The sequence below is a fragment of the Azospirillum sp. UENF 112521 genome (genome assembly GCF_058780665.1).
Genome location: NZ_JBSNCI010000003.1, coordinates 861,219 through 876,553 on the forward strand (window position 1 = coordinate 861,219; position 15,335 = coordinate 876,553).

The 15,335-nt window shown below is 66.3% G+C and carries 3 protein-coding genes; 1 reads left to right on the forward strand and 2 read right to left on the reverse strand.

Going from position 1 to position 15,335, the window contains the following annotated elements; all coding sequences use genetic code 11:
- Window positions 1-146: 146 nt before the first annotated feature.
- Together ACWPN8_RS19615 and ACWPN8_RS19620 are read right to left on the reverse strand one after the other, a co-directional pair.
- Window positions 147-12,101, reverse strand: a complete 11,955-nt coding sequence (locus ACWPN8_RS19615; protein WP_492241942.1) for a beta strand repeat-containing protein — start codon at window positions 12,099-12,101, stop codon at window positions 147-149.
- A 68-nt stretch (window positions 12,102-12,169) separates the two neighbouring features.
- Window positions 12,170-13,207, reverse strand: coding sequence for a TIGR03032 family protein (locus ACWPN8_RS19620; RefSeq protein ID WP_199237713.1), 1,038 nt, complete (start codon window positions 13,205-13,207; stop codon window positions 12,170-12,172).
- Window positions 13,208-13,529: 322 nt separating this feature from the next.
- On the opposite strand from ACWPN8_RS19620, the gene ACWPN8_RS19625 reads away from it, so the two are divergent.
- The gene (locus ACWPN8_RS19625; protein ID WP_492241943.1) at window positions 13,530-15,320 is read left to right on the forward strand and encodes a tetratricopeptide repeat protein; all 1,791 of its coding nucleotides are present in this window, start codon (window positions 13,530-13,532) and stop codon (window positions 15,318-15,320) included.
- The last annotated feature ends 15 nt before the right edge of the window (window positions 15,321-15,335 follow it).

The following is a 15,335-nucleotide window of genomic DNA, read 5'->3' on the forward strand; positions in this document are numbered from 1 at the left end:
GAATCGCTTGAAGCGTGAATCGCACGGAAAACCAAAAGGCCAGAGTCCGCCCGGTTCCGCGGCCATAGCAGATTTGCGGCCGGCTGGGGAAGGAGGAACGCCGGCCTTCCCCCGGTACAGCCGCAATGCCGGCCCCGATCCGGCCATCAACCGAGGTTGACGTCGGAGAGCGAAAGCACCGTGCTGTTGTAGACGCTGAGCAGCCGGACCTCGGTGGCGGCCACCTGTCCGTCGCCGTTGGTGTCGACCACCTGGTACAGGCCGGAACTGCTGCCGTTGTTGGCCAGAACCAGCATGCCTGCACCGGCCGACGAGTTCGTCAGCGTCCCCAGAGCCGTGCGGAAGCTGGCCAGCGAAGCGTCCGTCAGGCTGCCGCTGACGACCGAGGTCAGGCTCACCAGCTCGTTGGAGCCGATGTTCACGCCGTTGGTCGCAGCAGAGGCCGTTGAGAGCGAGGCATCGCCATTCTTGTCCGCAGCGGTACGGGCCGTACCGGTCAGCTGCACCTTGTCGGTGCCCGACTGGAAGCTCGACACCGAGACGAAGCCGGTGTTCGCGCCCAACGTCGAGTTGTCGGGGGCCGAGATGCCGGTGAAGGACGAGTACACCACGGTGTCGGTGCCGCTGCCCGAAGCCAGGGCGATGCTGTCGCCTGAACCCGCCTGGAAGCGGATGCCCGCACCGCCGGTCACCGTGATGGCGTCGGTGCCCGTGCCGCCGATCAGCGTCTCGACGCCCGAGACCGACATCGTCACACCGGTGTTGCCCAGCGTGATCACGTCGTTGCCGGTGCCGCCGGTCAGGGTCTCGATGCCGCGCAGCAGGACCGTGTTGCCGCCATCGCCGAGGCTGACGATGTCGGAACCGGCGCCGCCGACCAGGATCTCGATCCCGCTCTCGGCCCGCATGGTGACGCCCGTGTCGCCCAGGATCACCAGGTCGCTGCCCGCACCACCGATCATGGTGTCGATGCCGCGGGTGATGACGGTGTTGCCCGCCGCACCCAGGGTCACGACATCCGAACCGGCGCCGCCGACCAGGAACTCGACGCCCGAGGCCGTCATCGTCACGCCGGCCGAACCGGTGAAGACGATGTCGGTGTTGGCGCCACCGACCAGGGTCTCAACGCCCGTCACGGTGACCGTGTTCGGGGTGTCGCCCAGGGTGATGACGTCGGTGCCCACGCCGCCGATCAGCGTCTCGACCGCACGGGTCAGCAGGGTGCTGCCCGAGGTGCCCAGAGTGATGACGTCGGTGGCAGCGCCGCCGACCAGGATCTCGATGCCCGAACCCAGCGTCATGGTGACGCCGGTGTCGCCCAGGAACACCAGATCGCTGCCGGCACCGCCGATCAGGGTGTCGATGCCGCGGACGGTGGCGGTCGCCCCGCCCGCCCCCAGGGTGACGACATCCGAACCGGCACCGCCGATCAGGAACTCGACACCGGAGACCGTCATCGTCACGCCGGCCGAACCCGTAAAGACGATGTCTGTGCCGGCACCGCCGGTCAGGCTGTCGATGCCGGTGACGGTGACCGTATTCGGGGTGTCGCCGAGTGTGATCACATCGACGCCGGCCCCACCGATCAGGGTCTCGATCGCACGGGTCAGCAGGGTGCCGCCCGATGCGCCGATGTTCAGCACGTCGGTGGCAGCACCGCCGACCAGAATCTCGACACCCGACCCCAGCGTCATCGTGTTGCCGGTGTCCCCCAGGAACACGAGGTCGGTGCCGGTGCCGCCGATCAGCGTCTCGATGCCGCGGATGGTGGTGGTGTTGCCCGTCGACCCCAGGGTCAGCACGTCGGTGCCGGAGTTGCCGATCACGAAGTCCGCGCCCGAGACGGTCAGGGTCGAACCCGCCGACCCGGTGTAGATGACCTCCAGGCCCGTGCCGCCGATCAGCGTCTCGATACCGGACACCAGCAGCGTGCCGCCGGCGGTGCCGATGGTCACGATGTCGGTGCCCGTCCCACCGACCAATGTCTCGACACCCGTGACCACCAGCGTATTGCCGGCCGTGCCGAGGGCGATGAGGTCACTGCCGAGGCCGCCGACGATCGTTTCAAAAAGCGAGACCGTCGAGGTGCTGCCGGTATCGCCGAGCGTCAGCACGTCGACACCGCCATTGCCGATCAGGGTCTCGATGCCGCGCAGCAGGATGGTGTTGCCCGCCGAGCCCAGCGTCACGACATCCGTGCCGGTGCCGCCGATCAGGGTGCCGATGCCCGCCGCCAAAATCGTCGATCCGCCAGAACCGAGGAAGATGAGTTCGGAGGCCGTGCCACCCAGCAGGGTTTCAAGGGCATTCGCCACCAATGTCGCCCCCAGCGTGCCGACCGCGACCACGTCGGTGCCCGCCCCACCGGTCAGCGTTTCGAGGAGAGACACCGTCAGCGTGTTGCCGCCTGACCCCAATGCGACGATGTCCAGCCCGGTCCCGCCGGTCAGCGTCTCGACCGCGCCCACCAGCATGGTGGAGCCGGTGTCGCCGATGATGACGGCATCGCTGCCCGCCCCGCCGGTCAGCGTTTCGATGGCGCGCAGCAGCAGCGTGGTGCCGCCGGAACCCAGCGTGACGACATCCCGACCGCTGCTGCCGACCAGGATCTCGAGCGCCGATGCCAGCAGAGTGCTGCCGGTGCCACCCAGGAAGACAAGGTCCAGCCCGTCGCCGCCGATGAGGGTTTCGAGCGCGGTCGCCTGTAGCGTGATGCCGCCCGACCCGATGGTGACGGCATCGGTCGTCGCACCGCCGGTGATGGTTTCGATGGCCGACACGGTCAGCGTCGTGCCGCCGGTGCCGAGCGTCACCACATCCAGGCCGGCCCCACCCCGCAAGGTCTCAAGCTGGGCCACCGCCAAGGTGCTGCCGGCGGATCCCAGCATCACCATATCGAGCCCCGCCCCGCCCAACAGCGTTTCCAACTGCGACGCCAGCAGCGTGGTGCCACCAGTACCGAGCAGGATGCTGTCGACACCGGTGCCGCCGACGATGGTCTCGAACAGCGACACCGTCGCCCTGTTGCCGGTGTCGCCCAGCGTCAGGACGTCGGAACCGCTGTTGCCAGTCAGCGTTTCGATGCCGCGCAGAAGCACCGTATTGCCGCCGTCGCCCAGCGTCACCGCGTCGTTGCCTGCCCCGCCGACGAGGATCTCGAGCCCCGACACCAGCAGTGTGTTGCCGGCCGAGCCGAGATAGACCACGTCGGTGCCGCTCGACCCGGTCAGCGTCTCCAGACCGGAGACCAGCAGCGTGTTGCCGCTGGTGCCCGACACCCGGTTCATGTCCGCCGCACTGTCGAAGCCGGCGGTGGCGAGCGTCACGATGTCCAGCCCGGCCCCGCCGGTCAGCGTCTCCAACTGCGACACCAGAAGCGTGTTGCCGCCGGTACCAAGCCCGATCACGTCCAGCGCGGTTCCGCCGACCAGCGTCTCGAGGTTCGACGCCAGCATGGTCGAACCGCGGTTGCCGATGGTAATGGCGTCCAGCCCGGCCCCACCGGTCAGCGTCTCCAGCATGCGCAGCAGCGTGGTGTTGCCGCCGTCGCTGAGAGTGACGATGTCGGAGCCGGAATTGCCGACGAGGATCTCCAGCCCGGCGACCAGCAGGGTCGAGCCGCCGCCAAGCTCGCCGACCACCGCCACGTCGTTGCCGGAACTGCCGACCAGTGTCTCCAGCAGATTGACGACGAAGGTGCCGCCGCCGTCGGACAGCTGGACGACGTCGCGCCCGCTGTTGCCGATGACGGACTCGACGCCGACGATCCGCACCGTCGTGCCGCCGGTGCCCAACGTCACCACGTCGAGCCCGCTGCCGCCGATCAGCGTTTCCACCGCGACGGTCGCCAAGGTGCTGCCGCTGGACCCCAGCGTCACCACATCCAGGCCGGACCCACCGACCAGCGTCTCGACACCCAGCACCACCAGCGTGTTGCCGGCGTTGCCGAGGGTGATGAGGTCATTACCGGTGCCGCCGATGACGGTCTCGAACAGCGACACCTTGGCCGTGTTGCCGGTGTCGCCCAGCAACAGCAGATCGGTGCCGGCACTGCCGGTCAGCGTCTCGATGCCGCGCAGCAGCACGGTGTTGCCGCCATCGCCCAGCGTCACCGCGTCGTTGCCTGCCCCGCCGACAAGGATCTCGAGCCCCGACACCAGCAGCGTGTTGCCGGCCGAGCCGAGATAGACCACGTCATTGCCGCTCGACCCGGTCAGCGTCTCCAGCCCGGAGACCAGCAGCGTGTTGCCGCTGGTGCCCGACACCCGGTTCATGTCGGCCGCACTGTCGAAGCCGGCGGTGGCGAGCGTCACGATGTCCAACCCGGCCCCGCCGGTCAGCGTCTCCAGCTGCGACGCCAGCAGCGTGTTGCCGCCGGTGCCGAGCCCGATCACGTCCAGCGCGGTTCCGCCGACCAGCGTCTCGAGGTTCGACGCCAGCATGGTCGAGCCGCGGTTGCCGATGGTGATGGCGTCCAGCCCGGCCCCACCGGTCAGCGTCTCCAGCATGCGCAGCAGCGTGGTGTTGCCGCCGTCGCTCAACGTGACGATGTCGGAGCCGGAATTGCCGACGAGGATCTCCAGCCCGGCGACCAGCAGGGTCGAGCCGCCGCCAAGCTCGCCGACCACCGCCACGTCGTTGCCGGAACTGCCGACCAGCGTTTCCAGCAGATTGACGACGAAGGTGCCGCCGCCGTCGGACAGCTGGACGACGTCGCGCCCGCTGTTGCCGATGACGGACTCGATGCCGACGATCCGCACCGTCGTGCCGCCGGTGCCCAGCGTCACCGCATCCAGCCCGCTGCCGCCGATCAGCGTTTCCACCGCGACGGTCGCCAAGGTGCTGCCGCTGGACCCTAGCGTCACCACGTCCAGGCCGGACCCACCCAGCAGTGTTTCCAGCTGCGATACCGCCAACGTGTTGCCGGCGTTGCCGAGCAGGATGCTGTCGATACCGGTGCCGCCGGTGATCGTCTCGAACAGTGACACCATCGCCGTGCTGCCGGTGTCGCCCAGCGCCAGGACGTCGACACCGCTGTTGCCGGTCAGCGTCTCGATGCCGCGCAGCAGTACCGTATTGCCGTCGCCATTCAGTGCGACAACGTCGGTGCCTGCCCCGCCGACAAGGATCTCGATGCCCGACACCAGCAGCGTGTTGCCGGCCGAGCCGAGATAGACCACGTCATTGCCGCTCGACCCGGTCAGCGTCTCCAGACCGGAGACCAGCAGCGTGTTGCCGCCGGTGCCCGACACACGGTTCATGTCCGCCGTACTGTCGAAGCCGGCGGTGGCGAGCGTCACGATGTCCAGCCCGGCCCCGCCGGTCAGCGTCTCCAGCTGCGACGCCAGCAGCGTGTTGCCGCCCGTCCCCAGCGTGATGATGTCGAGCGCCGTCCCGCCGACCAGCGTCTCGATGTTCGACGCCAGCATAGTCGAGCCGCGGTTGCCGATGGTGATGGCGTCCAGCCCGGCCCCACCGGTCAACGTCTCCAGCATTCGCAGCAGCGTGGTGTTGCCGCCGTCGCCCAACGTGACGATGTCGGTGCCGGCGCCGCCGATCAGCATGTCCAGCCCGGACGCCAGGACCGTGCCGCCGGCCGAACCCAGGAAAATCAGTTCGGATCCGGTGCCGCCGGCAATCGTCTCCAGCAGATTGGCAAGCAGGGTACCGCCGGCGGAACCGAGCGTCACGACATCGGTGCCCGCAGCGCCGGTGATCGTCTCCAGGGCTGAGAGCCGCAGGGTGTGGCCGGCAGTGCCCAAGGTTACGACGTCGGTTCCACCGCCGCCGCCAATCGTTTCGAGGCCGGAAACGGACAGGGTGTTGCCGGCCGAACCGAGAGCCACGACATCGGTGCCCAATCCGCCGGTCAGCGTCTCCAGAGCCGTTGCAAACAGGGTGCTGCCCGCCGTGCCCAGCGAAATCGAGTCGAGCGACGCCCCGCCGGCAATCGTTTCGAGAGCCGAAACCAGCAGGGTGTTGCCGGTGCCGCCAAGGGTGACGACGTCGGTGCCGCTGCCGCCGGCCAGCGTCTCGATACCGCGCAACAGCAGGGTGTTTCCGGCCGAGCCCAGGGCAATGACATCGGTCCCGGATCCGCCGGCCAGACTGTCGATGGCCAAGAGGGAGACGGTGGACCCGGACGTGCCGAGGATGACCAGATCGAACCCCGTACCGCCGACGAGAGTCTCGATCAGATCGGCCAGGATCGTGGTGCCGCCCGCTCCCAATGTGATGACGTCGGTGCCGGCCGACCCTGCCAATGTCTCGATGCCATTGACCAGCAGGGTTGTGCCGGTGGTGCCCAAGGTGACGATGTCGGTGCCGCTGCCGCCGGTCAAGGTCTCCAGCCGATCGACGAGCAGGGTGCCGCCTGCGCCGCCAAGGGTGATGACGTCGGTGCCGACCCCACCGATGATCGTTTCGAGCAGTGTGGCCAGCAGTGTGATGCCGGTCGTGCCGACGATCACCGCATCGCCGCCGTTGGACCCGGTCAGCGTTTCGAGGCGTTCGACGAGAACCGTGCTGCCGCCGGTTGCAAGCGTGACCACGTCGGATGCTGACGATCCGAGGATGGTCCTGTACTGGTTGGAGACGGACAGGGTGCTGCCACCGTCGTCCAGGACGATAACGTCGGCACTGAAAATACTGACCAGGGTTTCCAGCCCGCTCAGATGAAGGGTCTGCCCCGTCGCGACGACGGTTTCGATGTTGACGACGTGAATGGTCGCCCCGCCGGTGCCGATCACAACGACATCGGTGCCGGAGCCGCCGATGAGCGTTTCGATGGCGTCCGTCAGCAGGGTGTTCCCGGCGGTGCCCAGCGTCACGACGTCGGTGCCGGCACTGCCGATCAGCGTCTCGATGCCGGCCACCGACAGGGTGTTTCCAGCGGCGCCAAGCGTCACGACATCGGTACCGGTACTGCCGGTCAGCGTTTCGATGCCGCTCACCAACAGGGTGTTGCCTGCGGTGCCGAGTGTCACGACATCGGTGCCGGCACTGCCGATCAGCGTCTCGATGCCGGCTACCAGCATCGTGCTGCCCGCGGTGCCCAGCGTTACCACGTCGGTACCGGCACCGCCGGTCAGCGACTCGATGGCCGAGACCGACATCGTGTTGCCGGAAGTACCCAGCGTCACGATCTCAAGGCCGTTGCCGCCGGTCAGCGTCTCGATGCCTTGCACGATCATCGATGCGCCGCCGGATGCCACCGTTACGACATCGGTGCCGCTGTTTCCCGTCAGCGTTTCGATGCGCCAAACCACAATCGTGTTACCGCCGCTTCCGAGTGCCACGACATCCAAACCAGCCCCGCCGGTCAGTGTCTCGATGTCGGAAACCATCACGCTGTTGCCGCCAGTCCCGAACGTCACCACGTCGGTGCCGGCACCGCCGGTCAGCGTCTCCAGCAGTCGCACCAGCATCGTCGATCCGGCAGTGCCGATCATCAGCACATCCGTGCCGACGCCGCCGATCAGGGATTCCAGCCCAACGACCAGCGTCGTGTTGCCGCCGGTCCCAAGAGTTATCGAGTGATCGACAGAGCTTGTGCCGATCAGCGTTTCGATGTTCGAGACGCCTACCAAATAGGTTCCCGAGAGAGTGACGACGTCCGTGGCGGACGAGCCGACAACATAATCGAGATTTCCGACCGAAAGAGTTCCGCCGCCTGTTCCGATCTGAACGGTGAGTGTTCCGCTCCCCGAGGCGGTGATCGCCTCGATGTTGCTGAGTGTTATGGTTTCGGTGGTGCTCAGCATATAATTGACGATGTCGGACCCCGCGCCGCCGACCAGCGTGTCGATCTGCTTAACGGCAAAACTGCTGCCAGCGTCGCTCAACGTAACGATGTCGATGCCCGCGCCGCCGGTTATGCTCTCAAGCGCCGACATCATCATGGTGCTGCCGGCGCTGCCGAGCGTCACCACGTCGGTGCCGGCACCGCCGGTCAGCGTCTCCAGCAGTTGCACCAACATGGTGCTGCCGAGCGTACCGATGGTGACGACATCGGTACCGGCGCCGCCGGTGAGCGTCTCGATTCTGGACGCCAGCAGAGAATTTCCCGCCGTCCCGAGCGTCACGACATCGGTGGCAACGCTGCCGGTCAACGTCTCGACAGCCGAGATCAGCAGAGTGTTGCCACCGGTGCCGAGCGTCACCACGTCAGTGTCGGCACTGCCGGTCAGGGTTTCCAGCAGCCTCGCCAACACGGTGACGCCGCCGGTGCCGAGCGTCACGACATCGGTGGCAACGCCGCCGATCAACGTCTCGACAGCCTGGATCAGCAAAGTGTTGCCACCGGTGCCGAGTGTCACCACGTCGGTGCCGACGCTGCCGGTCAGGGTTTCCAGCAGCCTCACCAACATGGTGCTGCCGACGGTTCCGATGGTGATGACATCGGTGCCGGATCCGCCGGTCAGGGTTTCCAGCCGAGAGACGAGCATGGTCGTACCGGCGGTCCCGATGGTCACGGCATCGGTGCCGACACCACCGGTCAGCGTCTCAAAATCCGACACCCTTGTGGTGACGCCGGTCGATCCCAGGGTGATCACGTCGGTGCCGATGTCGCCGACAATGGTCGTAACCAACGACACCGTGGCGGTGTTGCCCTGCGTCGCCAGTTGCAAAATCGATGTGCCGCCCGCGCCGCCCGCGGTGATGAATTCCACGCCCGAGACCGAGTACCGTACACCGTTGCTGCCGAGCGAGACGGAGTCGGTTCCCGCACCGCCGATGATGGTTTCGATGCTATAGACGGCAATCGTATTGCCGGTATTGCCCAGGGTAACGATATCGATACCAACGCCGCCGAGCAGGGTTTCCAACCCGGACACCAGCGTGGTGTTCCCTGACGAACCCAGCGTGATGATATCGATGCCAGTCCCGCCGATCAGGGTTTCTATTTGCAAGGCCGTCGTGGTATTGCCCGCAGAACCGAGCGTGATGACGTCACTACCAATCCCGCCGGTCAGGGTCTTCAGCCCCGACACCGTCATGGTTGAGCCTGCTGTGCCACCCAGCGTGATCACATTGGCGCCGGCGGTGCCAATCAGCGACTCCAACGCGCTCACCCGCATCGTGCTGCCGGCTGATCCGAGTGTCACGACATCGGTACCGGCCCCCCCGGTCAGCGTTTCGATGCCGGTCACGCTCAACGTGTTGCCGGCGTTGCCGAGAGTCACGACATCGGTACCGGCACTCCCGGTCAGGGTCTCGATTGCCGCGACCGCCAGGGTGCTGCCCGCGACATCGAGCAGGATGAGGTCGGTGCCGCTGCCACCGAGCACGGTTTCCAACCTCGAAACCAGCATCGTGCTGCCAGCGGTACCAAGCGTGATGACATCGGTGCCGGATCCGCCGGTCAGGGTCTTGAATCCGATCGCAGTCAGCGTGTTGCCGGCAGTGCCCAACGTCACGATGTCGGTGGCGGCCCCACCGATCAGCGTCTCGATACCGGACACCAGCAAGGTGTTGCCCGCGCTGTTCAGTGTCACCACGTCGGTGCCGGACCCGCCGGTCAGCACTTCGACAGACGACACCAGCATCGTGCTGCCGGCGGCACCCAACGTCACGATGTCGGTGGCGGCCCCGCCGATCAGCGTCTCGATACCCGACACCAGCAAGGTGTTGCCCGCGCTGCCCAGCGTCACCACGTCGGTGCCGGACCCGCCGGTCAAGATCTCAAGGCCCTGCACGCTCAGAGTTGAGCCAGCCGTGCCCAGAATTACGGCATCGGTGCCGCTGTCTGCTATCACCGTCTCGATATCGGTAACCAGCATCGTGCTGCCGGCGGTGCCGAGCATGATGACATCGGTGCCGGCGCCACCGGTCAGCGTTTCGAGAGATGAGGCCGACAAGGTGTTGCCAGCCGTGCTGAGAATCACGGTATCGGTGCCGGTGCTGCCGATGAGCGTCTCGATATCGGTAACCAGCATCGTGCTGCCAACGGTGCCGAGCATGATGACATCGGTGCCGGCACCGCCGGTCAGTGTCTCGATGCCGGAAACCATCACGCTGTTGCCGCCAGTGCCTAACGTCACCACGTCGGTGCCGGCACTGCCGATCAGCGTCTCGATGGCCGAGACCAACATCGTGTTGCCGGAAGTACCCAGCGTCATAACGTCGGTGCCGACACCGCCGGTTAGCGTCTCGATGGTTGAGACCAACATCGTGTTGCCGGAACTACTCAGCGTCACGACCTCAAGGCCGTTACCGCCGGTCAGCGTCTCGATGCCTTGCACCATAATCGATGCGCCGCCGGAGCGTACGGTCACGACATCGGTGCCGCTGTTTCCCGTCAGCGTTTCGATGCGCCAAACCACAATCGTGTTACCGCCGGTTCCGAGTGTCACGACATCCAAACCAGCCCCGCCGGTCAGTGTCTCGATATCGGAAGCCATCACGCTGCTGCCGCCGGTGCCAATTGTCACCACGTCGGTGCCGGCACCACCGGTCAGGGTTTCCAACAGCCTCACCAGCAGCGTGCTGCCACCGGTGTCGAGCATGATGACATCGGTGCCGGAGCCGCCGATGAACGTCTCGATTCTGGAAGCCAGCAGAGTGCTTCCCGCAGCATCGAGCGTCACGACATCGTTGCCGGAGCCGCCGGTCAATGTCTCGGCAACCGAGATCAGCACAGAGTTGCCACCGGCGCCGAGAGTCACAACGTCGGTGCCGAGGCCGCCGATCAGGGTTTCCAGCAGCCTCGCCAGGAGCGTGCTGCCGCCGGTGCCGAGCGTCACGGCGTCGACGGCATTTCCACCGATCAGCGTCTCGATGTCGGACACCAATGTCGTGTTGCCGCCGGAGGCGAACGTCACGATATCGGTGCCGGCACCGCCGGTCAGGGTTTCCAACAGCCTTACCAACATGGTGCTGCCGGCGGTTCCGAGTGTCACGACATCGGTACCGTTACCCCCGGTCACCGTCTCGATGCCGGTCACACTCAGCGTGTTTCCGAGTAAATTCAAAGTTATGACATCTGTGCCGGTCCCACCGAACAGCGTCTCGGCTGCCCCGAGCAAGAGAGAGTTGCCCGCCGTGCCGAGCAGGATGACATCGGTGCCCCCGCCGCCGATCACCGATTCCAGCCTCGATACCAGAATCGTGTTGCCGGCGGTACCAAGCGTAACCACGTCGGTGCCGACTCCACCGGTCAGCGTTTCGACGTCGGCTACGCCGAAGGTCGCGCCGATGTTGCCCAGCGTGATGACATCGGTGCCGGCGCCGCCCGTCAGCGTGTTGATCTGCGACAGCGTCAGCGTGTTGCCGGAATCTGCCAGCGTCCTGACGACCGGCGCGATGTTCCTCAGATACAACAGGGTGCCGTTGGAGACGCCATAGAGCGCGTCGAGGTCGCCGTCGCCGTCGAGGTCGGCCAGGGCCGGCATCGGATAGGCTCCGGTGACGAGGCCGTAGACAGCCGTCCCGACGAGCGAGAAGGTGGGGGAGGATGTCGTCCCGATGTTGATGGAAACGACATCCTTGTTCACGAGGTCGAGATCGCCGTCACCATCGAGGTCGACGAGGACCGGTCCATTGAAACTGTCGCCCGCCGTCATGCCGAAGAGGTTCGTTCCCTCCAGCGAAAAGGTCGGCGACGACGACGTTCCGTTGTTGCGGTAGAGAAGGATGCCGTTGGAATTGTCCCCCATCAGCAGATCGGCGTCGCCGTCACCGTCCAGATCGGCGAAGGTCGGAGCCAGATAGCGGCCGGTGACGATGCCGAAGAGGTTGGTTCCCTCCAACGAGAAGGTTGGAGACGACGACGTCCCGCCGTTGCGGTAGAACTGCGTGCCGCCGTTGTTGCTGCCTATGAACAGATCGAGGTCGCCATCGCCATCGATATCGACGAGGCTTGGTCTCGCATATGTATTGAAGCCGGAAAGTCCGAACAGGTTCGTACCCTGCAGGGAATATGTCGGCGCCAGCGTCGTTCCGACATTGGCGAAATACACCGTCTGGCCAAGCTTGGTGCCAACCAGAAGATCCAGATCGCCGTCGCCGTCGAGATCCTTGAGCACAGGTGCGGCGTAATCCCCAATGTCGCTGAGGCCGATAGAATTGGTGCCGACAAGGGTAAAGGTTGGAGTGGTCACGATCTTTCAGCCCCTGAAATGAATTTGTCGACACCGCACCCGTTCACCGGGTGCCATCAGGCGCCCGGTCAATTCAAAATTTCCGTTGGAATGGCCACCGCGTCGGCCAGCGCCCGCGCGTCGAGCAGACCCACCGCCTCCGCCCGGCGCACGCCGGGAAGGATGGCGACGTCGTACAGCTCGTTCACGGTGTGATGGAGCCACAGCATATGCGCCACGGTCCCGCTGTCCGTATCGACCACGGCCAAGCCGCACTGGGCGGAAACCCCGGCCCTATTCAACGCCGGCTCAAGCGGCAAAGCGCTCAACGTTCCGTGGTCGCCGCGTGGACGCGACAGCCCGACGACCGCCCATTTGCCATGGAAGGCCAGTCCGCGCGCGAAGCCGGGGCAGAAGCAGATCGGCTCGAAGCGGCCGCTGTCGTCCACCGTTCCAAGTTCGCCAGTGCCGGAATTGAGCAGCCACAGCCGGCCACGGTGCCAGCGCGGGGAGTGGGGCATCGACAGGCCGGCACAGGCAACCTCGCCGGACGGGACATCGATCAGCACGCCGCCATCGGCCCGGCGCTCCCGCCAGCCTTCGATGACGTCGCAGCGGCCCAATGCCGTCGCGAACCTCGGCCGGCCGTCCTCGCCGAGCGCCATCCCGTTCAGATGGCAGCGGTCCTCGTTGCGCAGGGCGGAAATGAAGGCGGGCTTCCAGACCGGACGGAATCCCCGGTCGGCGTCAGGAACGGCAAGACAGCTGAAGCGCGTGTTGACGAAGACCGGGATGCCGTCCGGTCCGACCGCGATGTCATGGATATCGACGTCGCCGGTCATGTAGCCCAGACGCGGCACATAGAGGCGGTCTGCGCCCGACGGCGTGCGGTCGGATGGCTGAAGCGTGCTGGCGAAGCGCCAAAGATGGGATTGCCCGCCGACCCACAGTGCGGTTCCGTCGGCGCACAGGCCCTGGCAGCGCTGCACCATCCGTTCATGGGCCTTCAGACGCCCACCCTCCCCCAGCCCGAGGAAGAAGAGCCTATGTGCCTCATAGGTCGAAAACGCGATGGCGCAGCCGACCGTTTCCAGCCAATCCGGCAGGTTGGGCGTGCCTTGCAGCATGGGCTGAGATCGTTCTTCGGCCACCATCCGACCACTCTTCCCTGTCGTTAGGCCCATCATCCCGGATGAACCCTTAGCATACACCGTAAAACAAACTAAAATTATTAAGAGAGTAGATAATTTTCGCGGAGACCCCGATTTCACCACATCCAAAGATGGAAGAGACTTGAACGAGTATCCGTACATGAACGACCAAAGGTGGTGGAAGTCGGCGCCGCCCCCGGATTTCGCTCCGCCGAATTGGACGGATGCCGCCCCCATGCTCCAGTTCTCTCCATGGCAGATTTACACCGGCCCGCCACCTTTCCCAGGAAACTCCTTCATGCCCGCCCCAACCTTCGATTTCGCCGATCAAGCCGTTGCCCTTACCCACCGCGGTGCCGCCGCCCTGGCCGGCGGACTGGAGGCATCTGCCGTTTCCTGTTTCACCGCGGCGGCGATACTGGCGCCGCACCGGGCAAGCATCTGGCACAATCTCGGCGAGGCGCGGCGCGCCCTTGGCCAGATGCCCGGCGCGGCGCGGGCCTACCATCATGCCTTGCGGTTGCGTCCGGCCTATCCGAAGGCCTGGACCGGACTGGCTTCGCTGCTGCTCAAGGGCCACCGTTTCAAAGCCGCGGCGCGAGCGGCGATGCGTGCACTCGCTCTCGATCCGGGCTTCGCCGAAGCGTGGTCGATCGCCGGTTCGATTCTGCTGGAGCGGCGGGCGATGGAGCGTCTGCCGCTCGTCCTTCGCCGGGCGGTGCGGCTGGCTCCGGACAATCCTCCGCTGTGGCTGGCGCTGGCCGGCGGGCTGGGTCAAACGGGAAAGCCGGATCTTCCGCTTGCCTGTGCGCAGCGCGCGGTCGCGCTGTCGCCCGACCGGCCGGCCGGCTATGTGAGCCTTGCCGGCTTCCTGATCCGGCTGGGCAGGCTCGACGCCGCGCAGGTCCTGCATGGCCGGCTGCACCGGCTGGCGCCGCTGGAGGGACATGCCGAAACCGGCGACAGTCTGGTGGCAACCCTGCGCGGCGATTTCGCGACCGCTGTGCAGTTCGCCCGCCGGTCGCTCGTCCTGCAACCGGCTTCGGCGGCGGCCCTGATCAACCTGTCCCTGGCCGAACATGGCAGCGGACAGGCGGACCCGGCGCGCCGCGGCAATGAGCGCGCCCTGGCGATTCATCCCGAAAGCGATGTCGCGGGCTTCAACCTGTCGATGGTGCTGCTGGCGGAGGGCGACTTCGCCACCGGCTGGCGCCTCTACGAATCCCGCTGGCGGATGGAGGGTGTGGCCTATCCGGCCCATGCGCCACGCTGGACCGGCGGCAATCCGGCGGGGCGCTCACTCCTGCTGGTGGCCGAACAGGGACAGGGAGATACGCTGCAATTCGTCCGTTATGCCCCGATGCTGGCGGCACTCGGCGCCCAGGTCCACCTGATGGTGCAGCCGGCATTGGTCCGGCTGCTGTCCGGGCTTCCCGGCATCGCCTCCGTCCGGTCGCTGACGGAGCCGCCACCGGCCTGCGATGCCTGCATTCCGCTGCTCAGCCTTCCCTTGGCGTTCGGCACCGGTCTGGCGACCATTCCGGCCGCCGTCCCCTATCTGAGCCCGTCCGGGCAGGAACGCGCCGCCTGGAAACGGAAGCTCGATGCCGAGGATGGACTGAAGGTCGGTCTGGTCTGGGCCGGTTCGGCGCATGACGAGCAGTTCGTCGCGCATATGGTCGACCGGCGGCGCAGCCTGCCGCTTTCCGCGCTGGCCCCGCTCGCCGGCATTCCGGGCGTGAGGTTCTACAGCCTGCAAAAAGGCCCACCGGCGCGCGAAGCACGGCCATCCGGCCTCGGCCTCGTCGACTGGATGGATGCGGTTGAGGATTTCGCCGACACCGCCGCGCTCGTCGCGGAACTCGACCTCGTCATCAGCGTGGACACCTCGGTGTGCCATCTGGCCGGCGCGCTGGGACGGCCGGTCTGGATGCTGTCGCGCCACGATGCCTGCTGGCGCTGGCTGCGCAACCGGTCCGACAGCCCCTGGTATCCAACCATGCGCCTATTCCGCCAGGACCGGCCGGGCGACTGGCCTCCCGTCATCCTTCGGGTCCGCGCCGCCCTGGAACGGTGGGCTGTGCGGTGAGAATCCGCCGGACGC

Coding starts and splice junctions, on each gene's coding strand:
- ACWPN8_RS19620 (WP_199237713.1), bottom strand. CDS start 13,207: ATGCTGCAAGGCACGCCCAACCTGCCGGATTGGCTGGAAACGGTCGGC.
- ACWPN8_RS19625 (WP_492241943.1), top strand. CDS start 13,530: ATGCCCGCCCCAACCTTCGATTTCGCCGATCAAGCCGTTGCCCTTACC.